Origin of the sequence: Streptomyces stelliscabiei (assembly GCF_014873495.1) — a bacterium.
In the GTDB taxonomy this organism is placed as follows: domain Bacteria; phylum Actinomycetota; class Actinomycetes; order Streptomycetales; family Streptomycetaceae; genus Streptomyces; species Streptomyces bottropensis.
Genome location: NZ_JADBGF010000001.1, coordinates 2,331,938 through 2,358,009, shown reverse-complemented (window position 1 = coordinate 2,358,009; position 26,072 = coordinate 2,331,938). Strand labels below are relative to the sequence as shown.

Below are 26,072 nucleotides of genomic sequence, written 5' to 3'. Positions count from 1 at the left end.
GCCGCACGGTGGGCTGCCTCCGAATTTCCGCCGGGTACGGGACAATCGCCGCGTGACCTTGAAGATTCGCATCGTGGAGGGGGGCGCGCCCTACGAGCAGGTGCGCGCCCAGATCTCGGAACAGGCCCACTCCGGCGCGCTGCCCGTGGGGTACCGGCTGCCGACCGTACGGGGGCTCGCCGAGCAGCTCGGACTCGCGGCCAACACCGTCGCCAAGGCGTACCGGGCGCTGGAGACGGACGGGGTGATCGAGACGCGGGGGCGCAACGGGACGTTCGTGGCGGCCGCCGGCTCGGCCGCGGAGCGCGAGGCCGCGACGGCCGCGGGGGCGTACGCGGAGCGGGTGCGCCGGCTCGGCCTCGGCGAGGCGGAGGCGCTGGCGGTGGCCCGGGACGCCCTGCGGGCCGCGTACGCGGAGTAGGACCCCGGGGAGGGGCCCGCGACGGGGCTCAGGTCCGCGCCGGCCGTGCCGGCCGCGGTGTGCGGGTCGGCCGCAGGCCCGCGCTCCGCGCCGCGCTCGCGAACGTCGTCGCGTCCCTCACCGCCGCCGCGTGGGGGTCGTTGTTGAAGTAGACGTAGGCGTCGGCGTCGGCGGGCCAGGTGTCGGCGATGCGGTGGGCCCAGGTCGACAGGGCCTGGCGGCCGTAGTGGGGCCAGGGGCGGGCCCGGCCCTGGTGGAGGCGGAGGTAGCACCAGCCGGTGGTGCGCCAGAGCGGGGTCGCCGGGCGGGACCGGGTGTCGGCCCAGCACAGGGCCGCGCCGCGGGACTCCAGCACCTCGCGGATCCCGGGGGCCCACCAGGAGTCGTGGCGGGGCTCGACCGCGATGCGGGTGCCGGCGGGGAAGCGGTCCAGGCAGGCGCTCAGCAGGTCCGCGTCGGCCCGCAGGGTCGGTGGCAGCTGGAGCAGGATCGGGCCCAGCCGGTCGCCGAGGCCCTCCGCGTGGCTCATCAGGCGGTGCACCGGCTCCTCGGGGTCCCGCAGCCGCTTGATGTGGGTCAGGTACCGGCTCGCCTTGACCGCGACCACGAAGTCCGCCGGCACCCTCTCCCGCCACGCCTCGAAGTTCTCCTTCGTCGGCAGCCGGTAGAACGCGTTGTTGAGCTCGACCGTGGCGAAGCGGGCCGCGTACTCCTCCAGCCACAGCCGGGTGGGGCAGCCCGCCGGGTAGAGGGCGCCGCGCCAGTCCTCGTACTGCCACCCCGACGTGCCGACGAACACGGTCATACATCCATGAAAGCACCGAAGCGCGACCGCCCACAGGTGATCGCCCACAGGCGACCGCCTACTGTGATCGCCCGTAGGCGACCGCCTACAGGTACAGGCCCGCGTCCGCCCCGCCCCTCGGCTCCGGCAGCGACGTCGGTGACGTGCCGCGGCGCAGCGCGTACAGCTCGGCCAGGGTCGCGCCCTCACGGCCGACCCCCTCGTCCGTGCCGAGCCAGCCCACCGCCTCCGCGCGGGTCAGGGCGCCCACCTCGATCCGGGCGAGACAGCGGCCGGGGCGCACCACGGCGGGGTGCAGGCGCTCCAGGTCCTCGTTGGTGGTGACGCCGACCAGGACGTTGCGCCCCTGGCCGAGCAGGCCGTCCGTGAGGTTCAGCAGCCGGGAGAGCGCCTGGCCCGCCGTGTGCTTGGCCTCGCCGCGGATCAGTTCGTCGCAGTCCTCCAGGAGCAGCAGCCGCCAGCGGCCCTTGCCGGTGGAGTCGTCCTCGCCGATCGCGATGTCCATCAGATAGCCGACGTCGGAGAAGAGCCGCTCGGGGTCCAGGACGCAGTCGACCTGACACCAGTCCCGCCAGGAACGGGCCAGCGTGCGCAGGGCGGAGGTCTTGCCGGTGCCGGGCGGGCCGTGCAGCAGCAGGAGGCGGCCCGCGATGTTCTCGGGGGTCGTCTTCATGAGGCGGTCCATCGCGTCCGCCACGGGCGCCGTGTAGTTCGGCCGTACCTCTTCCCAGGTGCCGGCCGAGATCTGCCGGGTCGTGCGGTGCGGGCCCCGGCGCGGCGAGACGTACCAGAAACCCATCGTCACGTCCTGCGGCTGCGGCTCGGGCTCGTCGGCCGCGCCGTCGGTGGCCTGGCCGAGCACCTTCTGGGCCAGCTCGGCGGTGGTCGCGGTGACCGTGACGTCGGCGCCCCGGTTCCAGCGGGAGATCAGCACGGTCCAGCCGTCCCCCTCGGCGAGGGTCGCGCTGCGGTCGTCGTCCCGCGCGGCCCGCAGCACTCGGGCGCCCGGCGGCAGGAGGGTGGCGCCGGACCGTACCCGGTCGATGTTCGCCGCGTGCGCGTACGGCTGCTCGCCCGTCGCGAAACGGCCGAGGAACAGCGCGTCGACGACATCGGACGGCGAGTCGCTGTCGTCGACGTTGAGCCGGATCGGCAGTGCGTCGTGTGGGTTGGCAGACATGGCGCCATGATCCGTCACCGGGGGCGCCCCGTGCACCCGCTTTCCGCGGCGCGCCGCGGGCTCGACCCCGCACGCGGTTCGGCGCGCGCACGGGAGTTTCCCCGGAGGCGGCACGCGCCTTCGGGGAAACTCCCGTTCACACGGCGGTGTTCACCGTCAGGGGACGATCTGCAGCAGACGGTTCGGGGAACCGGTCCCCGGGCCGGTGACCTTGCCGGTGACGGCTCCGGCGGTCAGGGCCGAGGCGACCTGGGCCGGGGTGGCCGAGGGGTGACCGGCCAGATAGACCGCGGCCGCGCCCGCGACGTGCGGGGTGGCCATCGAGGTGCCCGAGATGGTGTTCGTCGCCGTGTCGCCGGTGTTCCAGCCGGCCGTGATCGACGAACCCGGGGCGAAGATGTCCAGGACCGAACCGTAGTTGGAGTAGCTGGCCCGGGCGTCCGTGCTGGTGGTGGCGCCGACAGTGATCGCCTCGGTGACGCGGGCCGGGGAGTACGAGGAGGCGTTGGCGCTGCTGTTGCCGGCCGCGACGGCGTAGGTCACACCGCTGGATATGGAGGTGCGGACGGCCGTGTCGATGGCGGTGGAGGCGCCGCCGCCGAGCGACAGGTTGGCGACCGAGGGGCCGCTGTGGTTCGCCGTCACCCAGTCGATGCCCGCGACGACGCCGGCCGTGGTGCCCGAGCCGGCATTGTCGAGCACGCGCACGGCCACGATCTTCGCCTGCTTGGCGATGCCGTAGGTCGAGCCCGCGATGGTGGACGCCACGTGAGTACCGTGGCCGTTGCCGTCCTGCGCCACGCTGTCGCCGTCCACGGCGTCGTAGCCGTTGACCGCCCGGCCGCCGAGCTGGGCGTGCGAGACACGCACGCCGGTGTCGATGACGTACGCGGTCACGCCGCCGCCCGCGCTGTCCGGGTAGGTGTACGTGCCGGACAGCGGCAGCGACGCCTGGTCGGAACGGTCCAGGCCCCAGGGGGCGTTGGACTGGGTGGCGTCGGCGGTGAAGACCTGGTTCTGCTCCACGGAGGCGATCGCCGGGTCGGCGGCCAGTCTCCCGGCCTCGGCCGCGGACAGCTGGGCCGAGTAGCCGTTGAGCGCGGACCGGAAGGTGCGCTTCACCGTGCCGCCGTACCGCTCGACCAGGTCCTTGCCCGCGCTCGACGCGGCCTTGAGGCCCGAGCCCTTCTTGAGCGTGACGACATAGCTGTCCTTGACGGCGGTGGGGGAGCCGGCCGCGAGCACCCTGCCCTCGGCCGGGGCGGCCTGGGCGGGGAGCGCGGTGAGGCCGCCGAGCAGAGCGGCTGTCGCCAGGGTGGCGACGGTGACGACCCGGATGTTCTCGCTACGCAGGTGTGCCATTACGAGGGGTTCCTCCTCATGGGCGGCGCGCGCCGGAGTGGGGCGCGCGCCTGTGGGGGGTGCGCGCGGTCTCGCGCGCACGGCCTGGAGCGTCGCGTTCCGCTCCCGGCCGACAAGCAGACTGTGCGATCGAGGGGTGCGGCTCAAGGGAGTTGAGTTCTTGTCATGCGTATGTCATGCGCCTGCAATCGGGCGGACGTGGTTCGCGGTGGATCCGATCTGTTGCGACCAGGAAAGTATTGACATGGACACTTCCGATCAACACGCGTAGTTGCTACGACGGTTGAGGCAGAGATCCTGCTAAAGGGAGGTTCCATGAGACGTTCCCGACTTGCGGCATACATGACCTCACTCCTCCTCGCCGTCGGCGTCGCCCTCACCGGGGCCACGACGGCCGAGGCGTCCCAACAGGCCGCTGCCACCGGCTATGTGGCGCTCGGCGACTCCTACTCCTCGGGCGTCGGCGCCGGGAGCTACCTCTCCTCCAGCGGCGACTGCAAGCGCAGCACGAAGGCCTACCCGTACCTCTGGGCGGCCGCCAACTCACCCTCGTCCTTCGACTTCACGGCCTGCTCGGGCGCCCGAACGGGTGATGTTCTGGCGCGTCAGCTGGGACCGCTCGGCACGGGCACGGGGCTGGTCTCCGTGAGCGTCGGCGGCAACGACGCCGGCTTCGCCGACGTCATGACCACCTGCGTCCTGCAGTCCGACAGCTCCTGCCTCGCGCGCATCAACACGGCGAAGGCGTACGTCGACTCCACGCTCCCCGGCCAACTCGACAAGGTCTACTCGGCGATCAGCGCGAAGGCACCGGCCGCCCATGTGGTGGTGCTCGGCTACCCCCGCTTCTACCGGCTCGGCGGCACCTGTCCCGGCCTCTCCCAGGCCAAGCGGTCCGCCATCAACAACGCGGCCGACCACCTGAACACCGCGATCGCCAAACGCGCCGCCGACCACGGCTTCACCTTCGGCGACGTCCGCCCGACGTTCACCGGGCACGAGCTGTGCTCGGGCAGCGCGTGGCTGCACAGCCTCAACCTGCTGAACACGGGCGAGTCCTACCACCCGAAGGCCGCCGGACAGTCCGGCGGCTATCTGCCGGTCCTCAGGAACGCGGCCTGACGGCCCCGTAGGGAGCCGCCCCGGTGAGAACCCCGGCCTCGTCGTCGTAGTCGGCGTCGGAGTCGCTGTACTCGCCGGGGTTCTCCTGGTCGTCGCCGGGGGAGGTCCCGCCCGTGGTCGGGGCCTCCGTCTCGCACGTCACCGAGAACGCGACCGCGTTGGACTTCTTGCTCACCGGTCCCCGCACCTCGACGCTGATCTCGTCCGTGTGACTGCCGTTCGTCGAGACGACGACCTGGTCCCGCTTGGTCTTCTCGCCGCCGGCGGAGAAGGACAGCGTCTTCCAGCCGGTGTCGTCGATCTGGCCGTTCTCCGCCACCCAGCGGTACTGGACGTCCACGGGGACGCTGCCCACGGTGAACGTCGCGGTGAAGTTGGGCACCTGGTCGTCCGGCGGCGGACAGGTGCCGGAGTAGTCGGTGTTCGCGCCCGTCACCGTCACGTCGACCGACTGCGCGGGCGGCTTCGTGGTCGGCTTCTCCTCGGGCGTCTCGGAGGGGGTCTCGCTGTCGTCCTCCGTGGCGCCGCCGCCGGGTTCCTCCTCGCCCGTACCGCCGTCGGCCGTCCCGCCGTCGGTTCCGCCCACCGTGCCCGCGCCGTTGGTGGGATTGCCGTCCTTACCACCGTCGTCACGGTTGACCAGGGCGTACGTCAGCCCCGCGACGGCAAGGGCGATCGCCGCGATACCGGCGACCAGGAAGACGAGGGCACGGCGGTTGCGGTCCCGCCCGCCGGCCGGCACCGCGGAGGGGTGCGTCGCCGCGGCGGGGACGGGGCGCGGCGGAGTCGGCGCGCCGTACTGGTTCGTGCTCCGCCCCGTGCCCGCGGCGGGGAAGGCGGACACCGTCGGGTCGTACGGCGCCGACGCGAGCGTGTCGGAGCGCGTGGGCCCCGTGCCGGAGGGCGTACCGCCGGCGCCGACGATCCGCAGGTCCCGCTCGGCCTGTTCGGCGGGCATCCGGTCGGCCGGATCCTTGCGCAGCAGCCCCTCGATCACCGGGGCCAGCGGACCGGCCCGGTGCGGCGGCGGAAGCTCCTCGTCGACGACCGCGCGCAGGGTGCTGAGCGGAGTGTTCTGCCGGAACGGGGAGTTGCCCTCGACCGCCGCGTACAGCAGCACGCCGAGGGACCACAGGTCCGACTCGGGGCCGAAGGCCCGGCCGAGGGCGCGCTCGGGGGCGAGGAACTCGGGAGAGCCGATGACCTCGCCGGTCATGGTCAGCGCGGAGCTGCCCTCGACCGTCGCGATACCGAAGTCGGTGAGGACGACCCGGCCGTCGTTGGACATCAGCACGTTCGCCGGTTTCACGTCCCGGTGCAGCACCCCGGCCTCGTGCGCGGCCCGCAGCGCGGACAGCACCTCGGCGCCGATGTGCGCGGCGCGCTGCGGGTCGATCGGGCCCTCGGCGTCCAGGAGGTCGGCGAGCGACACACCGCGCACCAGCTCCATCACGATCCACGGGCGGCCGTCCTCCATGGCCACGTCGTACACGGTGACGACATTGCGGTTGGCGACCCGCGCGGCCGCCCACGCCTCCCGCTCCAGCCGGGCGTACATCCGCTCGACGTCGGACACCGGGATCCCGCCCGGCGCCTTCACCTCCTTGACGGCGACCTCGCGGTGCAGCACCTCGTCACGGGCCCGCCACACGGTCCCCATGCCGCCTTCGCCCAGCGGGGTCAGGAGCCGGTACCGGCCCGCGATCACCCGTTCACTGCCCGGTTCTTCGGACACGGCCATCCCCCGTCACTCGCATCCGCCTGAAATCTCCACTCCGTGCGATTTCCCCACAAAAGTAGCTCAGCCGAGTGCGGATGTTGCCCCCCTGAACACCAAACCAGCCCCCAGGGCGACAACCAGCAGGGCCGACATCAACGGCACCGTCCTGCGCACCAGCGCGGCCGTCGGCCCGCCGAGCCGGCCCTCGCCCCGGTCCATCACCCGCGTCACCCAGCCGCCCGCCTTCACGACGGCGTACCCGGCCGCCGTCAACGTGAGCGCCAGCCCGATGCCGTACGCCACCACGAGCAGCAGTCCGAACCAGGCCTTGCCCAGCGCCGCCGCGCCGACCAGGACGACCACGGCCGACGGGCTCGGCACCATGCCGCCCGCGAAGCCGAGCAGGATCGTGCCGCGCAGGGTGGGGGCGGTGGGGTGGGTGTGGGTGAAGCCGCCGTGGGTGTGGGTGACGCCGCCGCCGAAGAGGGAGCGCTTCTGGGCGGGGGCGTGGTGGTGGTCGTGATCGTGTTCGTGTTCGTGGCTGTGCGGGTGGTCGTGGTCGTGTTTGTGACCGTGACCGTGGTCGTGCTGGTGGTCGTCGTCGTGCTGGTGGTCGTGGGTGTGGGTCGCGACCGACGCGTGGGTGTGCGCGCGGGTCTCGCCGTGCGCGTGGCTGGGGGAGGGGGCGGCCTGGGCGAGGACCAGTTCACGGGCGGGCTCGGGCGCGGGCGCGTGGTCGTGCGTGTGGGAGTGGCCGTCGCCGTGGCTGTGGGAGTGCCCGTGGTCGTGCTCATGATCGTGGCTGTGGTCGTGCCCGTGGTCGTGCGTGTGACCGTGGTCCTGGGCCTTCGCGTGCGTGAGCGTCAGTTTGCGGTTCAGCCAGGCACGTCGTGCGAGCGACAGCCCCGCGCCCATCACGAACAGGCCGCTCGCGATGCCCAGCCAGGTGATGACGGACGGGGCGGCGGCGGAGCCGGCGAGGACGAGGAGGCCGAGGGCGACCACGCCCAGGGTGTGGGTGACCGTCACGGACGCGGCCATGGGCAGCACGTCGCGCATCCGGGCCCGGTCGCGGGCGGCGGCCGTCGCGGCCATCAGGGTCTTGCCGTGACCCGGGCCGAGTGCGTGCATGGCCCCCAGGAACATGGCGATGCCGAAGGCCAGGGCGCCGAAGCCGAGGGTGAGGTCGTGGCTGGAGACCAGGTCGTCGAGGGCCCTGGTCCAGCGGTCGGCGCCCCGCGGCAGGATCGAGGCGCCGGGCGCGTCGCTCCGCTGCTCGGCCAGCGCCGGGCCGCCCGGCTCGACCTGGAGGGACGCCGTCGCCGTGTCCTCCGGTGACTGCAGCAGATCCTCGGGATAGCTGGTGAGCCGCTTCGAGACCGACTCCTCGGGCACGTCCGACCCGGCCAGGGTCGTCCGGTCGCCCTGGGCGGTGACCTCGCGCCAGCCGGGCCCGGAGTCGACGGCCGCGTGGAAGCGTACGTCGGCGGCCCGGTCGGGCAGGGCGGCCGTCAGCCGGCACTCCACGCGCAGCGTCTTCAGCCCCGCCTGGCCCGGCCGTTCCGCGGCCCGGCTCGACCCGAGCGCCACCTCGACGGCGCTCCCGTCGACCGTGACCTCACTGCCCTCGGCGGCCTTCTCGCACCGCTCCCGGGCCCAGTCGCCCATGCCCTGCCGCTCGACGGCGGGCGCGGCCTGGGTGGCCGGGATCTCCGCCAGGTCCTCGACATGGAGGATCCTCAGCTGCCCGGGGGCGGCGACCAGGCCGTCGTACCGGTTGACGGTGAAGTTGCCCAGCGGGTGCGCGCTCGCCGTCCCGGTGGGGACCAGGACGAGTGCGCAGGCGGCCAGGAACACGGCCGTGCCGGAGGCGAACGCGCGCCGCGGAGTGGTCACTTGACGGTCTCCAGAGACTTCAGGGTGGTGCGGGCCCGTGCCGCGCCGAGCGGCGAGAAACCGGCGTTGAGGTCGAGCGCCCCCTTCAGCGAGGCCCTCGCCTTCCTCTTGTCGCCGGCCGCGTTCTCGACCATGCCCCGGTGGTACAGGAAGGTCGCGTCCCGGTAGCCGGTGGCGGTGGCGCGGCGGGCGTACGGCAGGGCCTCGTCGTCGCGGCCGTTGACGTGCAGCGCCCAGGCGAGGGCGTCCGCCGTGTGGACCGTCTCCCGGCGCTTCCACTCGGCCTCGGCGGCCTTGAGCGCGGCCTTGCGGTCACCGTGGTCGGCGGCGGCGAGGGCGGTGTCGAGGTCGGCGTTGACGCCGTAGGACCGGGCGATGGCGGTGTAGGCGTCCACCAGCGCGTACTGGTCGCGGGCCTTGGCCTTGTCGCCCTTGGCCTCGTACAGCTCGCCGAGCACGACGAGCGGTCCGGGCAGCGGATAGGAGGCCACGACCTGCTCCAGTCCGCGGATCGCCTCCGCGCGGTCGCCGCTCGCGGCCTGGGCGCGGGCGCGGCCCTCCAGCGCGGGGAGGTAGGTGTCGTCGGCGCCGAGGGCGCGCGCGTAGTGGGTGAGCGCGGTCTTGTAGTCGCCCTGCCGCCAGGCGAGTTGGCCGAGCTGGGTGGCCACGTAGGCGATGTCGCCCCGCGTGGCCGCCGACCTCAGGGCCATGTTCAGGACACGGCGGGCGGTCTTCACGTCGCCGCGCAGCTCGTGGACGTAGGCGTACCGGGTGAACACCGGGATGCCGGGGCGGCGGCTGTCGGCGAGCTTCACCGCCTTCGACGCGTCGTCGTAGCGGCCGAGTTCGACCAGCGCGTCGACGCGGCTGCACAACGCCCTTTCGCTGTAGGGGTTCTCCTTGAGTGCCCGGTCCGCGTACCGCAGCGCGTCGGCGAACTCGTGGCGGGCGGCGGCGAGGGCGGCGAGGCCCGCGAGCGCCGGGTCGTTGTCCGGCCGCAGCTTCAGCGAACGCCGCAGGGCCTTCTCGGCCTGCGGGTAGCGGGAGGAGTCGCCCTTGACCCGGGCCTGCTCGACATAGGCGAGGCCGAGCGTGGACCAGGAGCCGAAGTCCTTGGGCTGCTGCCGGAGATGGGCCTGGAGCAGCCTGACCCCCGTGTCGAGGTCGCCATGGGCGAGCTGGGCCGCCGAGACGCCCTGCGAGGTGGAGGCCGCCACCGTCGTCCGGTCGTCGTCCTTGGCCCCGAGCGCCACGGCGAACCCGGTGAACGCGACGGCCAGCGCGGCCGCGCACGCGGTGAGCCGCACCAGCCGCCGCCGCCCGGACTCGGACGCGGGCCGGCGGTCGTCGGCCCCGGGGCCGGCCCCGGTCTCGGACTCGGTTTCGGACGCGGTCTCGGTTTCGGTCGCGGGCGCGGCCGTGGTGACGCCGGACGAAGCGGTGTCGTCCTCGCGGGCGCGGGCGGGCCCGGCCTGGTCGCGCTCGGCGGCCTCGGTCTCGGGAGTCCCCTCGCCGGGACGCCGACGTCCGTCCTGCGACGCGCTGTCGTTCGTACGCGGGGACATGCCCTCTCCTCAACATCCTTGCCGAGCGCGATGGTGGTGATCGTGGGGCGCGGCCCGCGCCGTGGGGGATGGATACGGGCGGGCCGCGCCGGTCTCGGTGACCGGGCCCGATGGGGGAGGGCCCGGTCGGGGCGGCCTAGTAGTAGGCGCGGTCGTTCCGACGGCGCCACCACAGCAGGCCACCGCCGATGAGCAGGACACCGGCCGCGCCGGCGCCGGCCGAGGCGGCGATCAGCGTGGTGTCCTCGGTGCCGCTCTCGACACCGGTACCGATCGCGCTGCGGACGCTGTTGGTGGTGTTGCCCTTGACGGTCTTGCCACGCGAACCGGCCGTCGGCAGACCGACGTACGGGAACGAGTGGCCGAACTTCTTGTCGTTCTTGTTCACCGCGTCACCCAGGTCGTTGGGCGCGTCGACGAGTTCGCCCTCGACGACCTGCAGCGCGATGTCGATCACGTCGTCGGTGAGCCGGCGTCCGTTCGGGAAGCCCTGGTTGTCGCCGTCCAGCACACCGAGCCGCTTCGGCTTCTTGGTGGGCGCGATGGAGGTGTTGAGGCGCAGCTGCTCCGACGGCGTCACGTGCGGCGGCTGGTTGAGGCCCTCGACGCCCTTGAGGAAGACGTCGACGAGGTCGTTGCGCGGCTCCTTCGGCGCCGGGATCTTGTAGATCGCCTCGATGAGCTTGGGCAGCTCCGGCTCGGTGACGTTCTTCAGGAACTGGCCGTCGTCCGCCGGTGAGGACGCGTTGAACTTGTCCTTGTCCCCGATGGGGTTGACGACCTCGTTCACCAGCGGCATGCCGAGGCGCGACACCTGGCGGTACTGGCCGTCGGCGCCCGCACGCTGGGTCGTGGACCAGATACCGACGATCGGCTGGTCCTTGGACTGCACGAGCGCCTCGCTCGGGACCTGGAGCGCGATCGAGTTGACGTTGTAGCCCTTGAGCGTGTCCCGCCCGACCTCGGAGAGGTCACCGCCGTACAGCAGGTCGAAGACGCGCAGGTCCAGGAAGAACGGGTCGTCGGCCTGGCCGGCGTACGTCGTCACCCCGCTCGCCGTCTTGTAGACCGCCTCGTCGCGCAGCTTCTTGAAGTTCGGCATCGACGCCTTGCCGACGTTCGACGGGGCCACCCACACATCGTCCGCGAGCCGCGTCTTGGAGACCGCGCGGCGGTTCTTCAGCTTGATGAGCTCGATGTCGTAGGTCTGCGTGATGTTGAGGTCCGGGTCGTCGAGGCTCTCCACGACGCCCGTGTTGTACAGGAAGGTCTTGTCGTTCTTCGTCTTCGTGTCGAACGTGTACCGGAAGATCAGGTCTTCCTGCGCGTCGCCGTCCTGGTCGACGCGGATGTCGTACTGCGCGTCCTCGGAGAAGGTGAAGAAGTTCGGTCCGCCCGCGGGTTCCTCGAAGGGGATCCAGTTCGCGATGACCGTCGTCGTGTCCGGCTTGTCCGGGCTGACGAACGCGTAGACATCGGTGTTGTCGAACTGGGGGTCCCCCGAGATCAGCGGGGCCTCCCGGTGGCTGGAGGCGGAGGCCGCCCCCGGCTCCAGTACGGTCACGCCGGCGGCGGCGAGCCCGCCGGCGGCCAGCGAAGCGCAGATGAGGGACGCGACGCTCCTGCGTCCCGAGCCGCTCCTGGAAGTAGGTGTCATGCCGTCCGTCCTCTGTCCCAACTTGCCTGACGAACGCCATTCGGAGCGGTCGGCAGGGTGGATTGGTCGAATCCCAAACGTTCTTACGGCGCGTTTGAAAGGTTCACTCAGCGGAGAGCACGATTCGTTGATCCGATGTTCGGATCGGTCGACCGAACACCCGCGTTTCGGGCAGCCTGATCCGTAATCCCATCCGGAGGTGGGTCTGTTGCGAATGCCTTACGCGCGGGGATGGCCGTGCTCGGCCGGAGACGAGGGGGAGCGTGTGGAGGCGGACAAGCTTCTGGTCCGGGTGGCCGGAGGCGATCAACGGGCGTTCGAGGAGCTGTACGTGGTGGTGTCCGGCCCGGTCTTCGGGCTGGTGCGCCGGGTCGTACGCGACCCCGCGCAGTCGGAGGAAGTGGCTCAGGAGGTGCTGCTCGAACTGTGGCGTTCCGCGGGCCGCTTCGATCCGGCCCGGGGCAGCGCCCTGTCCTGGATACTCACCCTCGCGCACCGGCGTGCGGTGGACCGGGTGCGCAGCGCCCGCGCCGCCACCGAGCGCGAACAGCGCGAGGGACGCCGCTACCACCACCCGGCCTTCGACCAGGTCGCCGAGGAGGTCGAGGCCGGCCTCGAACGCCAGTGGGTGCGCCACTGCCTGGACAAGCTGACCACCCTCCAGCGCGAGTCCGTCACCCTCGCCTACTACGACGGCTATACCTACCGTGAAGTGGCCGAGCGGCTCTCCTGCCCCCTCGGCACGGTCAAGACCCGTATGCGCGACGGACTCACACGGCTGCGCGAATGCCTGGGAGGAGTCGCATGAGCGCCCTGATCCACCGCGTGGAACCCGGGGGTCCACGCGCTCGCGCGCCCCGCGGGGCGTGTGCGCCGACGGGAGGCGTGGCATGAGCCTCTTCCGCCGCGAGGACCTCCACTCGCTCGCCGCTCCCTACGCGCTCGACGCCCTGGAACCCGACGAGCGGCGCCGCTTCGAGAAGCACCTGGAGGGCTGCGACCGCTGTCCCGCCGAGGTGCGCGCCCTGTCCGAGGACGCCGTCCGCCTCGCCTGGTCGACGGCCGCCCCGGCGCCGGCGGCGATGCGCGACCGGGTCTTCGCCGCCGTACGCAACACGCCCCAGGAAAACCGTTCCTGGAGCGCTCAGCCCTCACGGCAGCAGCATCTGCCGCGGCATGTGTGGGGCACCGAGCCGCCGCCGAAGTCGCGCGCCCGTGCGCCCCGTCTGCGCTCTTGGCTCGTTCCGCTGGCCACCGTCACGGCCGCCGCCGCACTCGTGGTGGCGTCCCTCTTCGCCGTCCAGGCCGACCGAACCCGGGACGAGCTGGCCGCCGAACGGGCACGGGCCAGTGAGATCGCCCACGTTCTCGCCGCGCCGGACGCGCGAGCGAGCAACGACCGGGACACGGAGGGTCATGTGATCGGAGTGATCGCTTCCGCCGAGGAGGGGAGCGCGATCGTGACCCTCAGCGGATTCGAGGACCTCCCGAAGAACCGGGTGCACCAGCTCTGGCTCATGCGCCCCGACGTGCAACCACGCTCCCTGGGTCTCTTCGACGGCGACACGCCCTTGGTCGCGGACGGAATGAACACCGACGCGACGTCACTCGCGGTGACCGTCGAACCCGACGGTGGATCAGCACAGCCCACCAGCCAGCCAGTTGTCCAACTCGCCCTGGAATCGGTCGGATTCGGAGAGTAGTCAACAACCCCCTTGCGGGGTAGAGGAATAGCGGGCCCGTGATTCCCGAGTGCTCCAACGGGGCGATATGGTTACGCTGCCCGGGCCGGGTGGACTCGTACGGGTGGGGAGTGACATGGAACAGATAGCAGTGCGCAGGGCGCGAGTCCCTGCGATCACGTGCGGGAGCACCGCGACCAGTTCGCGGCTCGACCGCCATCTCTCGGTGCTGAGCGGCCCAGCCGTGCCGCAGCGCGAGGCGGCCGAGGCGACCTCGCTGATGCGCGAGATAACGTCACGTTCCCCGCAGGAGCGCAGCAGCCGCAAGGACACGCGCCTCGGCCGGGTCTCGCTGTTCGCACCCCTGAAGAGGCTGCGCCGCTCGCTGTTCGGCAGCCGCTAGCCGCCGGCCGCACCAAGGCACCAAGGCACCAAGGGCTTCCGCAGGAGGCCCGCGTTCAGGCGACCACACCGTCCCGGCGCAGCGCTGCGATCTCCTCGTCCGTCATCCCCGCGGCACGGAGCAGCGACCCGGTGTGCTCCCCGAGCGCGGGCACCGCTCCCATCCGCGCCTCGTCCCCGCCGGGCAGCGTGATGGGCGGCAGCAGCGTCCTGAGCGGCCCCGCCGGTGATTCCACTTCCCGCCACCGGTCCCGCGCCGCCAACTGCGGATGCTCCGCCACCTCCGTGACGTCCCGCAGTCGTGCACAGGCGATCCCCGCCGCCTCCAGCCGCTCCAGCGCCGCGTCGGTGCCCAGCACCCCGAGCGCCGACGCGACCAGCTCGTCGGTCCGCTCCCGGCGCTCGACCCGGGCCGGGTTCGTCGCGAACGCGGGATCGTCCGCCAACTCCGGCCGCGCCAGCACCTGTTCGGCGAGCCGTCGCCACTCCCGGTCGTTCTGCACCGACAGCAGCACCCGCCCGCCGTCCGCCGTCGCGTAGGCGTCGTACGGCGCGATCACCGCGTGCCCGAGCCCCGTGCGCGCCGGCGCGGTCCCGCCGTGCATCGTGTGGTGCAGCGGATGCCCCATCCACTCGGCCAGCGCCTCCAGCATCGACACCTCCACCGGCCCGCCCCGCCCGGTGGTCCCCCGCCGGACCAGCGCCGCCAGCACCCCGGAGAACGCGTACATCCCGGCGGCGATGTCCGCCGCCGGGATGCCCGCCTTCACCGGCTGCTCCGGTGTCCCCGTCACCGACACCAGACCGGCCTCGCACTGCACGAGCATGTCGTACGCCCGCTTGTCCGCGTACGGTCCCGACGCCCCGTAGCCCGAGATGTCCACCGCGATCAGCCGGGGGTGCGCGGCGCACAGCGTGGCCGCGTCCAGGCCGAGCCGGGCCGCCGCACCGTGCGCGAGGTTCTGCACGAACACGTCCGCGTCCGCCACCAGCCGCCGTACGACGGCCAGGCCGCGCGGGTCCTTCAGGTCCAGCGCCAGGGATTCCTTGCCCCGGTTGCACCACACGAAGTGCGAGGCCAGGCCCCGGGCCGCCGTGTCGTAGCCGCGGGCGAAGTCACCGCCGTCCACCCGCTCGACCTTGATCACGCGTGCGCCCAGGTCGGCGAGCTGCCGGGTGGCGAAGGGGGCGGCGACGGCCTGCTCGACGGCGACGACGGTGACGCCGTCCAGGGGCAGCGGTTCGCCGGTGCGGGGGAGTGGACGCATGCCGTGGATCATGTCCCCGCCGGGACCCGGTTGTCATCAGGGCGTGCCGCGCGTCACGTGCCCCGGCGTCCGCCCCGGCTCACCCGGTTCCGGCCCGCCCTCGGCGGGGGACGGCGGTCACCGGGGCCCGGCGGCGTAGGTGCGGACGGCGAGCGGCACGAACACCGCGAGCAGGACGGCGCACCACAGCAGCGACCCGGCGACGGGATGGGCCACCGGCCAGGCGGCGCCCTCGGGGACGGGCGCGTTGCCGAAGAGGTCGCGCAGGGCCGTGGCGAGCGCGCTGATCGGATTCCACTCGGCGGCCGTGCGCAGCCAGCCGGGCAGGCCCTCGGCCGGGATGTACGCGTTGGACAGCAGCGGCAGCAGGAACGTCGCGCCGCCCAGCTGTCCCGCCGCCTCCTCGTTGCGGGTCAGCAGGCCCAGGTAGATGCCCGTCCACACGGCCGCGAACCGGAACAGCAGCAAGAGCCCGAACGCACCGACCGCCTCCGGTGCGCCCCCTTCGACGCGCCAGCCCACCGCGAGCCCGACCAGCAGGAACAACACCGCTCCCGCGGCCGTGACGAGCACGTCCGCCAACGCCTGCCCGAGCGGCACGGCCGCCCGGCTCATCGGCAGGGCGCGGAAGCGGTCCATCACGCCCCGGTGCGTGTCCCGCGCGGCCTCGAACATGCCGGTCATGATCCCGCCGGCGGCCGTCGCCACCAGCAGACCGGGCACCAGGAACCGCCGGTACTCCTCACCCGGCACCGCGAGGGCGCTGCCGAAGACGTACCCGAAGAACAGCAGCATCGACACGGGCATGGTCTGCGTCAGGATCAGCAGTCCGGGGTTGTTCCGCAGCCGTCGCAGCTGCCGGCCCAGCATCGCCGTGCCGTCGTACGCCAACGCGCTCATGCCGCACGCTCCTTCAGGTCGGAGAGGTCGCGGGGGTTGGGGCCGGTGCCCCCGGTGAGGCGGAGGAACACGTCGTCGAGGGTCGGCGGGCGCAGACTGGCGTCGAGCAACGGGACTCCCGCCGCGTCGAGTTCGCGCACCAGCCGGGGGAGAGTGAGCGTCGGGTCGAGGGTGACCGCGCCGACCGCGCGCCGCTCGTCGTCGAACGAGGGCCGCGCGCCGGTCAGTCGGTCGAGGACGGCCGCGGCGCCGGTCATCGCGTCCGCGTGGGCGACGACGACCTCCGCGTAGGAGCCGATCAGCGCCTTGAGCTCGGGCGGTGAGCCGCTGTGCGCGATCCGGCCCCGGTCCATCAGCACGATCCGGTCGGCGAGCTGGTCGGCCTCCTCCAGGTACTGCGTGGTCAGCAGCACGGTCGTCCCGTCCTCCTTCAGGGCGCGCACGGCGTCCCGGATCTGGTTGCGGCTGACCGGGTCCAGCCCGGTGGTGGGCTCGTCGAGGAAGAGCACCGCCGGGCGCCGGATCAGGCTGGCCGCCAGGTCGAGCCGGCGGCGCATGCCGCCCGAGTAGGTGGAGGCGGGCCGGTCGGCGGCCTCGGTCAGGCCGAAGCGGTCGAGGAGGTCGCCCGCGCGGCCGGCCGTGTCGCGGACGCGGTGCAGCCGGGCGAACAGCCGCAGGTTCTGGCGCCCGGTCAGATCGCCGTCCACCGACGCGTACTGCCCCGTCACGCCGATCGCCCGCCGGACCGCGCCCGGCTCCCGCAGCAGGTCGTGACCCGCGATCCGGGCCGAGCCGGCGTCCGGCCGCAACAGTGTGGCCAGCAGCCGTACGGCCGTCGTCTTGCCCGCCCCGTTCGGGCCGAGCATCCCGACCACCGTGCCCTCCGCCACGGCCAGATCGAGCCCGCGCACGGCGTGGACGTCTCCGAAGCGCTTCTCCAGACCCTCACTAAGTACAGCGTACGTAGTTGTCATGGGTCGACCATAGCGCACTACGTACGCTGTACGTAACTACGATGGTGATCGAGGTGATGACCGATGGCTGGCCGAGCGGCCGAACCCGCAGTGATCTGGGCGCGCCCCGAGCGCACCGGCCGGGGCCCCAGGCCCGCGTTCAGCCGCGCGGACATCGCGGCGGTGGCCGTGCGGCTCGCCGACGCGGGGGGTCTCGACGCGGTCTCCATGCGGCACGTCGCGGCCGAGCTGGGCTGCGGCACCATGTCGCTGTACAACTACGTGCCCCGCAAGGAGGACCTGTACGAACTGATGGTCGACGCGGTCGCCGGGGAGCACGAGCTGTGGGAACCCGGCGAGGACTGGCGGGCCGAGCTGCGACGGGTGGCGTACCAGACACGTGACCTGCTGCGCCGGCACCCGTGGATGCCTCGGCTCATGTCGCCGGTCTACGGGTTCAGCCCCCACGCCATGCGCTACCTGGAGCACTGCCTCGCCTGCATGGATCCGCTCGACGCGCCCTACGGGACGAAGATGCAGCTCCTGGGCATGCTGAACGGCTGCGTGACGACCTATGTGGCGAACGAGCTGGCGACGGCCGAGCGGGTGCGGTCACTGCCCTGGTCGGAGGACCGGGAGAACGAGGTCAGGATCGCCTATCTCGGGGCGCAGATCGCCGGCGGGGCCTATCCCCGGCTGGCCGCGGCGTTCATGGAGGACGCGGGGCCGATCGATCTGGAAGCCGTGTTCGCGTGGATGGTGGGGAGGGTGCTGGACTCGTTCGCGCCGTGACCGGCCCTACAGCAGCGTGAACTGACCCTCCGGTCCCTCCTCCTGATGGTCCAGGACCGACGCGGGCCTGCGGGCCGACTCCGGGACCGGGAGCACACCCGCTCCACGCAACTCCGACGTCGTGATCGGCCGGCCGACCACCGGCTCGGCCTGCCCGGGACGCAGTTCCGCCAGCAGCGCCAGCACCGTGACCAGCTCCAGCAGCTCCGACGTCCAGGTCTGTGGCCAGGCCGCCGGGCGGATCGCCTCCAGCGTGCCCGGCTCCGCCTGTTCCGTTCTGCGGGCCAGCCACTCCTCCAGCACACGGACACCGCCGACATGGAGGTCCCACGCCTCGGACGGGACGGGGGAGATACGGCCCTCGTCGATGAGGAGGGTCTCCTCGTCGCGGTCGTAGCGGATCTCCACGGGCCGGGAGGGGAGCGGTGCGCGCACGTACGGACGGCGGCCACCGGGAAGCCTGGGACGGTCGCCGTCGCGGCGCATCAGCCACAGGGTCCGGCGGCCCAGCTCCACACCCTCGGACCAGACGTCCGCCTCGGCGGGCAGCGGAACCCGGGTGCCGCGCGCGCCGGAGCGCGCGGCGACCAGGACCCAGGCGAGGACGTCGACGGGATCGACGGGACCGGTGCCCAGACGCTCGCCGAGGTGCTCCGCCAGACCCGGTGCGAGATTCGGCTCGACGGCCCCCGGGCGGCGGTACAGCGGGTGGACACGGCCGGCGCGGGGGCCGTGCGGCGGGGCGAGCGGGAGCACGGCCGACGCGAGGAGCAGGGGGCCGGGCGCGTTCGGGGCGACCGTCTGCTCGACCACGAAGACCTGGTGCTCGTCCGCCACCCGCCACAGCTCCGGACGAGCGGCGTCGATCAGGCGGTGGTCGGGGATGAGCCACTGCTCGTCGAACGGGGCGGCCAGGACACGGACCGGCTCGGCGCAGGGACCCGACTCACGGGCCAGCCGGCCGGTGCCGCCGGCCCGGCCCGGCAGCTGGGCCACCGCCGAGGACGGGGTACGGGAGCGGGTGGGCGCGAACAGGGCCTCGCGATCCGGGCCCCCGGCCTTCATCAGCGCGTCCCAGCGGGCCCTCAGGGAGGCCGCGTCGGGGGCCGCCGGCCACCCCCGCCCCAGCCGTGGCGGTGCGACTGACCACGGCATCAGGTCCGCGAGGAGCGGAGCGTCGTCGAGCGTCACGCTGGGCATCGTACGACCTGGTCCTCCGGGTCAGTGGGCGTCGAGGGTGACCGTGAACGAGAAGCGGTCGCCGCGATAGTGGATGACCGCCACGTCGAGGACGCGGCCGGTGTCGTCGTAGGTGACACCCGTATAGCGCAGGATCGGGCTGAGCAGCGGGACCTGGAGGAGGCGGGCCGTCTCCGGGTCCGCGAGACGGGCCTCGACGGTGTCGGTGATCCGGCCGATGGCCACACCCACGACATCGCGCAGGACCTTCGTCATCGGCCAGCGGAGCAGATCGTCGCGGTCGATGAGCGCGGCCAGCTCGGGACGCACGTAGTTGCGCGCGTGGTTGGTCGGCTCGCCCGTCTTCTCGTCGCCGCGCAGCCGGTGGTACGTGGCGACCTCGGTCAAGTCCGGGAAGTACTCGACGAGCTCACCCGACAGGGGGGTGCTGCCCTGGTCCAGCAGCTCGGTCGTCATGCCCGACTGCTGGGCCACGATCGCGTCCACCGAGCCCAGCAGACGGACCGGCGAGCCCCGCCGGGCGCTCGGCTCGATGAACGTGCCACGCCGGCGGTGCCGGGTGATCAGCCCCTCGTCCTCCAGCTCCTTCAGCGCCTGCCGCATGGTCAGCACGCTCACGCCGTAGTGCCCGGCCAACTGCTCCTCGGTCGGCAGCCGCAGGGGGTCCTGGGGCGACCGGCCGAGTATCGAGGCACGCAGGGACTGCGACACCTGATACCAGAGCGGCAGTTTGCGGTTCAGGACGATCGAGTCCGGAGCGAATGAGGTCACGACGCTATCCGTACCCGGCGCGACACGTTCAGTGCAACGGGCCGAAGTGGCGCTGGAGCCCGGACCACACCTCGTCGTACCCCTGTTGCAGGTGCTCCGCGCGGGCCGCCTGCGCGGTCACGAGGATCGGCCAGCGTGTCTCGAACATGAAGGCGAGGCCGTCGTCGACCCGCTGCGGCCGCAGCTCCGCCGCGCTCGCCCGGTCGAAGGTCTCCCGGTCCGGTCCGTGCGCCGACATCATGGAGTGCAGCGAGCCGCCACCGGGCACGAAACCCTCCGCCTTCGCGTCGTACGCGCCCTCGATCAGACCCATGTACTCGCTCATCACGTTCCGGTGGAAGTACGGCGGCCGGAACGTGTCCTCGCCGACCAGCCAGCGCGGCGCGAACACGACGAAGTCCACCCCGGCCAGACCGGGGGTGTCGCTCGGCGACGTCAGGACCGTGAAGATCGACGGGTCCGGGTGGTCGTACGAGATGCTCCCGATGACGTTGAAACGGCGCAGGTCGTAGACGTACGGCGTGTAGTTGCCGTGCCAGGCGACCACGTCGAGGGGGGAGTGGCCGTACGTGGCCGTCCAGAGGTTGCCGCAGTACTTGTTCACCACCTCCACCGGGCCCTCGACGTCCTCGTACGCGGCCACCGGCGCCCGGAAGTCGCGGGCGTTCGCCAGGCCGTTGGCGCCGATCGGGCCGAGGTCGGGGAGGCGGAAGGGAGCGCCGTAGTTCTCGCAGACGTAGCCGCGGGCGGAGCCGTCGAGGAGGTCGACGCGGAAGCGGACGCCCCGCGGGATCAGGGCGATCTCGCCTGGCTCGGCGTGGAGCAGGCCGAACTCGGTGCGCAGCAGCAGGCCGCCGCGCTCCGGGACGATCAGGAGTTCGCCGTCCGCGTCGCTGAAGACCCGCTCCATCGCCGTGTCGGCGTGATACAGGTGCACGGCCATGCCCGAACGCTGGGCCGCGTCGCCGTTGCCGCCGAGCGTCCACAGACCGGCGAGGAAGTCGGTGCCGGCCGGGGGCTCGGGGAGGGGATTCCAGCGCAGGCGGTTGGGGTCGGGCACCGTCTCGGTGAAGGGGGCCGTGCGCAGGGCGCCGTTGCCGGTGCGCGTGAAGGCCGGGTGGGCGGCCGAGGGGCGGATCCGGTAGAGCCAGGAGCGGCGGTTGTGGGACCTCGGCTCGGTGAACGCGGTGCCGCTGAGCTGCTCCGCGTAGAGCCCGAGCGGGGCGCGCTGCGGGGAGTTGCGGCCGTGCGGCAGCGCGCCCGGGACCGCCTCCGAGGCGTGCTCGTTGCCGAAACCGGAGAGGTACTCCAGCCCTTCGGCCGTCTTCCTCGCGTCCCCGCTCATGCCCGCTCCCTCGCCGTTCTCGATTCCTATGCTTCACCGTAGGATTCGGTCGAGGCGGACGCAAGGGGACAGGGCGGCAACCGGACGCCGGTGGACGTCGACAGATCGGGTGCATCGGGCCGAGGGGGAGAACCGGATCGACGGGGGATCCGTCCTGTCAGTGCGGTGCTCTAGTCTCCCGGCAGGCCGTGCGACGTGCGGATGTCCGCGGCCGGTCGTGGCCCACGGCTGAGCGGGAGCGGTGGCAGCGGCCGTACTGATATTCGGACAGCTCATCGGACCTCGGCGGAAAGGCATCATGAAGCCCGTGTCCCAGGCGACCTCCCTGCGCCGCGCACCCGTGCAGCGGCGCAGTGCCGAACGACTGACCAGGATCCTCGACGCCTGCGCCGACCTCCTCGACGAGGTGGGCTACGACGCGTTGAGCACCCGTGCCGTGGCCCTGCGCGCGGGCGTGCCCATCGGCTCCGTCTACCGCTTCTTCGGCAACAAGCGCGCGATGGCCGACGCGCTGGCCGAACGCAACCTGGACCGCTTCACCGACCGGGTCACCCGCCGCCTCCGGGCGATGGGCGGCCGGGACTGGCGCACCGCGATGGACGCCGTCCTCGACGAGTACCTCGACATGAAACGCAACGCCCCCGGCTTCGCCCTCATCGACTTCGGCAACCAGATCCCCGTGGGCGGCAGCCGGCAGGAGCCCAACCACCGGGTCGCCGACCGGCTGTCCGACCTGCTCTCCGCCTTCATCGACCGCACCCCCGACGACGACCTCCGTCGCACCTTCCTCATCGCCGTCGAGACCGCCGACACCCTCGTCCACCTGGCCTTCCGGGTCTCCCCGGAGGGCGACGCGCAGATCATCCAGGAGATGCGGGAGCTGTTGCGGGCCTATCTCGCGCGCGTGCTGGACTGACCACGGCGCCGGCTCGGACCGGCCGGGGGCGGGCCGCGGTGCGGGGGTGACCGGCCCGCCCGGCCGGGGGCGACCGGGCCCCGAACCGGTGACGGTCGCGCGGATTCGCGACAAGACTCCCGGCAGCCCCTCCCCCTGATGCATACCGGTCGGTATGCTCGGCCTCGGTGCCGCGGGCTTTCCGTCCGCGGCCCGCGTCCGAGCGTCACCGTCGCCGCCGCCCCTCCGGGAGGACCCGTGTCCACCACCACCGACTCCCGCACCGCCCTGCGCGTCTGCCCGCTCTGCGAGGCCACCTGCGGCCTCACCCTCACCATCGAGGGCACCCGGGTGACCAAGGCGCGCGGCGACCGGGACGATGTGTTCAGCAAGGGGTTCATCTGCCCGAAGGGTGCCTCGTTCGGTGCCGCCGACGGCGATCCCGACCGGCTGCGCACCCCGCTGGTGCGCAGGGACGGCGAACTGCGGGAGGCCACCTGGCAGGAGGCGTTCGACGCCGTCGCGGCGGGGCTCCGGCCCGTCGTCGAGGCCCACGGCCCGAACGCCGTCGGCGTGGTCCTCGGCAACCCGAACGTCCATACGATGGCCGGCGCCCTCTACCCGCCCGCCCTCCTCGCGGGCCTCGGCACCCGCAGCCTGTTCAGCGCCTCCACCGTCGACCAGATGCCCAAGCACGTCTCCAGCGGACTGCTCTACGGCGACGCCAACGCCATCCCCGTGCCCGACCTCGACCGCACCGACCACCTCCTGCTCCTCGGCGCCAACCCCCTGGAGTCCAACGGCAGTCTGTGCACCGCCCCCGACTTCCCCGGCAAGCTCAAGGCCCTCAGGGCGCGCGGCGGCACCCTCACCGTCGTCGACCCGCGCACGACCCGTACGGCCAAGCTCGCCGACCGGCACGTGGCGATCCGCCCCGGCGCGGACGCACTGCTGCTCGCGGCGATGGCGCAGGTCCTCTTCGAGGAGAACCTCGTCGACCTCGGCGACCTCGCCCCGCTGGTGCTGGGGACCGACGAACTGGCCGCCGCCGTAGGGGAGTTCACGCCCGAGGCCGTCGCGGAGGCCTGTGACGTCGACGCCGGGACCATCCGCACGCTCGCCCGCGAGCTGGCCGCCGCCCCCACCGCCGCCGTGTACGGCCGCATCGGCAGCTGCACCGTCCCGCACGGCACCCTCGCCAGCTGGCTCGTCGACGTGCTCAACATCCTCACCGGCAACCTCGACCGGCCCGGCGGCGCCCTCTTCCCGCAGTCCGCGACCGACAGGACGCCCCGGCCCGCGGGCCCCGGCCACGGCTTCGCGCTCGGCCGCTGGCACAGCCGGGTCAGCGGCCACCCGGAGGCCAAGGGCGAGCTGCCGCTGTCCGCGCTCGCCGAGGAGATCGACACCAGCACCCCCGAGGGCAGCCCGGTCCGCGCGCTCATCACGATCGCCGCCAACCCCGTGCTCTCCGCCCCCGACGGCGACCGCCTCGACAAGGCGCTCGACTCCCTGGACTTCATGGTCAGCGTCGACCCCTATCTGGGCGAGACCGCCCGCCACGCCGACGTCGTCCTGCCCCCGCCGCCGCCCTCCCAGGCCCCGCACTACGACTTCGCCTTCAACTCCTTCGCCGTGCACAACCAGGTCCGCTACAACCCCGCCGCCGTCCCTCTGGAGGACGGGCGCATGGCCGAGACGGAGATCCTCGCGCGCCTCGTCCTCGCCGCCACCGGCATGCACGGCGCCGACCCGGCCGCCGTCGACGACCTGGTCATCGGCCAGACCCTGGGCAAGGCCGTCAAGGAGGCCCACTCACCCGTCCACGGCCGCGACCCGAAGGAACTCGCCGGTCTGCTCACGGGCGACACCGGCCCCGAGCGCCGCCTCGACATGATGCTGCGCCTCGGCCCGTACGGAGAGGGTTTCGGCGCCGCCCCGGACGGGCTCACCCTCGCGAAGCTCCTCGCCCACCCGCACGGCATCGACCTCGGCCCGCTGCAGCCGCGTCTGCCGCAGCCGCTGAAGACGGTGAGCGGCAGGATCGAACTGCTGCCGCGGCCGATCGCCGACGACCTGCCGCGGCTCCGCGCCGCCCTGCGCGAGCGCCCGGACGGTCTCGTCCTCATCGGCCGGCGTCATCTGCGGTCCAACAACAGCTGGCTGCACAACATCCCCGCCCTCACCGGCGGCACCAACCGCTGCACGCTCCACCTCCACCCCGAGGACGCCGACCGGCTCGGGATCGCCGACGGAGACGCCGTGCGGATCAAGGGCGCCGGGGGAGAGGTCACCGCTCCCGTGGAGGTCACCGACGTCGTACGGCGCGGTGTCGTCAGCCTTCCGCACGGCTGGGGCCACGACCGTCCGGGCACCCGGATGCGGCACGCCGCGATCGACCCCGGCGTGAACGTGAACCAGCTTCTCGACGGCTCTCTCCTGGACCCGCTGTCGGGCAACGCGGTCCTCAACGGCATCCCCGTGGAGCTGTCCCGAGCAGGCGCAACGCTGTGACCAGGAGTTCTGCTCTTATTGCTCGCATGTCAACTCCTTGTTAAGACTTGTGGACCCGCCCTAACGTCGTCGCACCGCCGGTGCCCTGGTGGGAGTTCAAGGGCGAACGTTAGGTATCCACATGTTGACCATCCTCGGCTTCGCCATGATCGCGACCTTCCTGGTCCTGATCATGATGAAGAAGATGTCGCCGATCGCGGCGCTCGTACTGATCCCCGCGCTCTTCTGTGTGTTCGTCGGAAAGGGAGCCCATCTCGGCGACTACGTCATCGAGGGGGTGGGCAACCTCGCGCCCACCGCCGCGATGCTGATGTTCGCCATCGTCTACTTCGGCCTGATGATCGACGTCGGTCTCTTCGACCCGATCGTCCGAGGCATCCTGAAGTTCTGCAAGGCCGACCCGCTGCGCATCGTCGTCGGCACGGCCCTGCTCGCCGCGATCGTCTCCCTGGACGGTGACGGCTCGACGACCTTCATGATCACCGTCTCGGCGATGTACCCGCTGTACAAGCGGCTGAAGATGAGCCTGGTCGTGATGACGGGTGTCGCCGCCACCGCCAACGGCGTGATGAACACGCTGCCCTGGGGCGGCCCGACCGCCCGCGCCGCCACCGCGCTCAAGCTCGACGCCGCGGACATCTTCGTCCCGATGATCCCCGCGCTCCTCGTCGGCCTGCTCTTCGTCTTCGTCCTGGCCTACTTCCTCGGCCTGCGGGAGCGCAAGCGCCTCGGTGTGCTGAGCCTCGACGAGGTACTGGAGCAGGAGAAGATCGTCAAGGACGGCGCCGAGGACGGGGAGACCACCGGCTCCGAGGAGACGGTCCTCGTCGGCGCGGGCGCCGCGTCCGCCGCAGGGTCCCACTCCGGCGACGACAAGCTCCGTACGGCGAAGACCACCGGCGGCGCGGGCTCCGGCACCGACGCCGAGGACGACGCCGAGGACGACGTCCGCCTCCAGGGCCTGGACCCCAACCGCCCGACGCTGCGCCCCAAGCTGTACTGGTTCAACGCGCTGCTCACGGTCACGCTGCTCACCGCCATGATCATGGAGTGGCTGCCGATCCCGGTCCTCTTCCTGCTCGGCGCCGCGCTCGCCCTGACGGTCAACTTCCCCCACATCCCCGACCAGAAGGACCGGCTGGCCGCCCACGCCGACAACGTCCTCAACGTCTCCGGCATGGTCTTCGCCGCCGCCGTCTTCACCGGCGTCCTCCAGGGCACCGGCATGGTCGACTCGATGGCCAAGTGGATCGTCGACGGCATCCCGGGCGGCATGGGCCCGCACATGGCCCTCGTCACCGGCTTCCTGAGCCTGCCGCTCACCTACTTCATGTCCAACGACGGCTTCTACTTCGGTGTCCTCCCGGTCCTCGCCGAGGCCGGCGCCGCCCACGGTGTCTCGCCGCTGGAGATCGCCCGCGCCTCCCTGGTCGGCCAGCCGCTGCACATGTCCAGCCCGCTGGTGCCGGCCGTGTACGTGCTCGTCGGCATGGCGAAGGTCGAGTTCGGCGACCACACGAAGTTCGTGGTGAAGTGGGCGGCGGCGACCTCGCTCATCATCCTCGGCGCCGGTGTGCTGTTCGGCATCATCTGAACCCCGGAGTCCGACTCCCCGCAGCCCG

Annotated in this window: 22 protein-coding genes; 9 read left to right on the top strand and 13 right to left on the bottom strand. The window is 72.4% G+C overall.

Annotation, left to right across the window (positions count from 1 at the left end; genetic code table 11):
• The first annotated feature begins 52 nt into the window (after positions 1-52).
• On the top strand, positions 53-421 hold the full coding sequence (locus H4687_RS10300; RefSeq protein ID WP_046915909.1) for a GntR family transcriptional regulator: 369 nt from the start codon (positions 53-55) through the stop codon (positions 419-421).
• Positions 422-449: 28 nt separating this feature from the next.
• Here H4687_RS10300 and H4687_RS10295 read toward each other — a convergent pair whose 3' ends face one another.
• The 3 genes from H4687_RS10295 to H4687_RS10285 all read right to left on the bottom strand — a co-directional run bounded on the left by H4687_RS10295 (position 450) and on the right by H4687_RS10285 (position 3,768).
• Positions 450-1,226: a DUF72 domain-containing protein gene (locus H4687_RS10295; protein ID WP_046915910.1), complete on the bottom strand. Its 777-nt coding sequence runs from the start codon at positions 1,224-1,226 to the stop codon at positions 450-452.
• An 85-nt stretch (positions 1,227-1,311) separates the two neighbouring features.
• Positions 1,312-2,406, bottom strand: coding sequence for a DUF5925 domain-containing protein (locus H4687_RS10290; protein ID WP_046915911.1), 1,095 nt, complete (start codon positions 2,404-2,406; stop codon positions 1,312-1,314).
• A 156-nt stretch (positions 2,407-2,562) separates the two neighbouring features.
• On the bottom strand, positions 2,563-3,768 hold the full coding sequence (locus H4687_RS10285; protein ID WP_046915912.1) for a S8 family peptidase: 1,206 nt from the start codon (positions 3,766-3,768) through the stop codon (positions 2,563-2,565).
• A 315-nt stretch (positions 3,769-4,083) separates the two neighbouring features.
• Between H4687_RS10285 and H4687_RS10280 the strand changes: the two genes are divergently transcribed.
• Complete coding sequence (locus tag H4687_RS10280) at positions 4,084-4,890, top strand: SGNH/GDSL hydrolase family protein (protein ID WP_046915913.1); 807 nt, start codon at positions 4,084-4,086, stop codon at positions 4,888-4,890.
• On the opposite strand, the gene H4687_RS10275 is transcribed toward H4687_RS10280, so the two are convergent.
• The 4 genes from H4687_RS10275 to H4687_RS10260 form a co-directional block, all read right to left on the bottom strand.
• Positions 4,874-6,631 (bottom strand): serine/threonine-protein kinase, encoded by a 1,758-nt coding sequence (locus H4687_RS10275; RefSeq protein ID WP_046915914.1) that lies wholly within the window; start codon positions 6,629-6,631, stop codon positions 4,874-4,876. The two genes, H4687_RS10280 and H4687_RS10275, sit on opposite strands and share 17 nt — an antisense overlap.
• A gap of 60 nt (positions 6,632-6,691) precedes the next feature.
• A complete protein-coding gene (locus H4687_RS10270; RefSeq protein WP_046915915.1) occupies positions 6,692-8,506 on the bottom strand; it encodes a HoxN/HupN/NixA family nickel/cobalt transporter in 1,815 nt (604 codons plus the stop codon).
• Complete coding sequence (locus tag H4687_RS10265; protein WP_046915916.1) at positions 8,503-10,071, bottom strand: tetratricopeptide repeat protein; 1,569 nt, start codon at positions 10,069-10,071, stop codon at positions 8,503-8,505. The genes H4687_RS10270 and H4687_RS10265 overlap by 4 nt, the downstream gene beginning before the upstream one ends.
• 136 nt (positions 10,072-10,207) lie before the next feature.
• Complete coding sequence (locus H4687_RS10260) at positions 10,208-11,728, bottom strand: DUF4331 domain-containing protein (protein ID WP_046915917.1); 1,521 nt, start codon at positions 11,726-11,728, stop codon at positions 10,208-10,210.
• 265 nt (positions 11,729-11,993) lie between these two features.
• Between H4687_RS10260 and H4687_RS10255 the strand changes: the two genes are divergently transcribed.
• The 3 genes from H4687_RS10255 to H4687_RS10245 all read left to right on the top strand — a co-directional run bounded on the left by H4687_RS10255 (position 11,994) and on the right by H4687_RS10245 (position 13,813).
• Complete coding sequence (locus H4687_RS10255) at positions 11,994-12,536, top strand: sigma-70 family RNA polymerase sigma factor (protein WP_046915918.1); 543 nt, start codon at positions 11,994-11,996, stop codon at positions 12,534-12,536.
• 82 nt (positions 12,537-12,618) lie between these two features.
• Positions 12,619-13,431: an anti-sigma factor gene (locus tag H4687_RS10250; protein WP_046915919.1), complete on the top strand. Its 813-nt coding sequence runs from the start codon at positions 12,619-12,621 to the stop codon at positions 13,429-13,431.
• A gap of 115 nt (positions 13,432-13,546) precedes the next feature.
• Positions 13,547-13,813 carry a hypothetical protein gene (locus H4687_RS10245; protein WP_046915926.1) on the top strand — a complete coding sequence of 89 codons (267 nt, stop codon included), beginning with the start codon at positions 13,547-13,549 and terminating at the stop codon, positions 13,811-13,813.
• A 55-nt stretch (positions 13,814-13,868) separates the two neighbouring features.
• On the opposite strand, the gene H4687_RS10240 is transcribed toward H4687_RS10245, so the two are convergent.
• The 3 genes from H4687_RS10240 to H4687_RS10230 form a co-directional block, all read right to left on the bottom strand.
• Positions 13,869-15,092 (bottom strand): CaiB/BaiF CoA transferase family protein, encoded by a 1,224-nt coding sequence (locus H4687_RS10240; RefSeq protein WP_046915920.1) that lies wholly within the window; start codon positions 15,090-15,092, stop codon positions 13,869-13,871.
• 105 nt (positions 15,093-15,197) lie between these two features.
• Complete coding sequence (locus tag H4687_RS10235; RefSeq protein ID WP_046915921.1) at positions 15,198-15,980, bottom strand: ABC transporter permease; 783 nt, start codon at positions 15,978-15,980, stop codon at positions 15,198-15,200.
• A complete protein-coding gene (locus tag H4687_RS10230; RefSeq protein WP_046915922.1) occupies positions 15,977-16,954 on the bottom strand; it encodes an ATP-binding cassette domain-containing protein in 978 nt (325 codons plus the stop codon). Before H4687_RS10230 ends, H4687_RS10235 begins: the two co-directional genes overlap by 4 nt.
• 63 nt (positions 16,955-17,017) lie before the next feature.
• Here H4687_RS10230 and H4687_RS10225 point away from each other — a divergent pair, with 63 nt between their 5' ends.
• Positions 17,018-17,725: a TetR/AcrR family transcriptional regulator gene (locus H4687_RS10225; protein ID WP_046915923.1), complete on the top strand. Its 708-nt coding sequence runs from the start codon at positions 17,018-17,020 to the stop codon at positions 17,723-17,725.
• 6 nt (positions 17,726-17,731) lie between these two features.
• Here the strand turns inward: H4687_RS10225 and H4687_RS10220 are convergent, their stop codons facing one another.
• From H4687_RS10220 to hmgA, 3 genes are read right to left on the bottom strand one after another with little or no spacing between them, the layout of a single operon-like run.
• Positions 17,732-18,925, bottom strand: a complete 1,194-nt coding sequence (locus H4687_RS10220; RefSeq protein ID WP_046915924.1) for a type ISP restriction/modification enzyme — start codon at positions 18,923-18,925, stop codon at positions 17,732-17,734.
• A 21-nt stretch (positions 18,926-18,946) separates the two neighbouring features.
• Entirely contained in the window at positions 18,947-19,696 is a 750-nt protein-coding gene (locus H4687_RS10215) for a GntR family transcriptional regulator (RefSeq protein WP_046915925.1), read from the bottom strand.
• Positions 19,697-19,724: 28 nt separating this feature from the next.
• Positions 19,725-21,041 (bottom strand): homogentisate 1,2-dioxygenase, encoded by a 1,317-nt coding sequence (hmgA, locus tag H4687_RS10210; protein WP_050398503.1) that lies wholly within the window; start codon positions 21,039-21,041, stop codon positions 19,725-19,727.
• 298 nt (positions 21,042-21,339) lie between these two features.
• Here hmgA and H4687_RS10205 point away from each other — a divergent pair, with 298 nt between their 5' ends.
• The 3 genes from H4687_RS10205 (at position 21,340) to H4687_RS10195 (ending at position 26,044) form a co-directional block, all read left to right on the top strand.
• On the top strand, positions 21,340-21,957 hold the full coding sequence (locus tag H4687_RS10205; RefSeq protein ID WP_046918672.1) for a TetR/AcrR family transcriptional regulator: 618 nt from the start codon (positions 21,340-21,342) through the stop codon (positions 21,955-21,957).
• A 237-nt stretch (positions 21,958-22,194) separates the two neighbouring features.
• Positions 22,195-24,450 carry a molybdopterin oxidoreductase family protein gene (locus tag H4687_RS10200; RefSeq protein ID WP_046918671.1) on the top strand — a complete coding sequence of 752 codons (2,256 nt, stop codon included), beginning with the start codon at positions 22,195-22,197 and terminating at the stop codon, positions 24,448-24,450.
• 121 nt (positions 24,451-24,571) lie between these two features.
• On the top strand, positions 24,572-26,044 hold the full coding sequence (locus tag H4687_RS10195; protein WP_046918670.1) for a CitMHS family transporter: 1,473 nt from the start codon (positions 24,572-24,574) through the stop codon (positions 26,042-26,044).
• Positions 26,045-26,072: the final 28 nt, after the last annotated feature.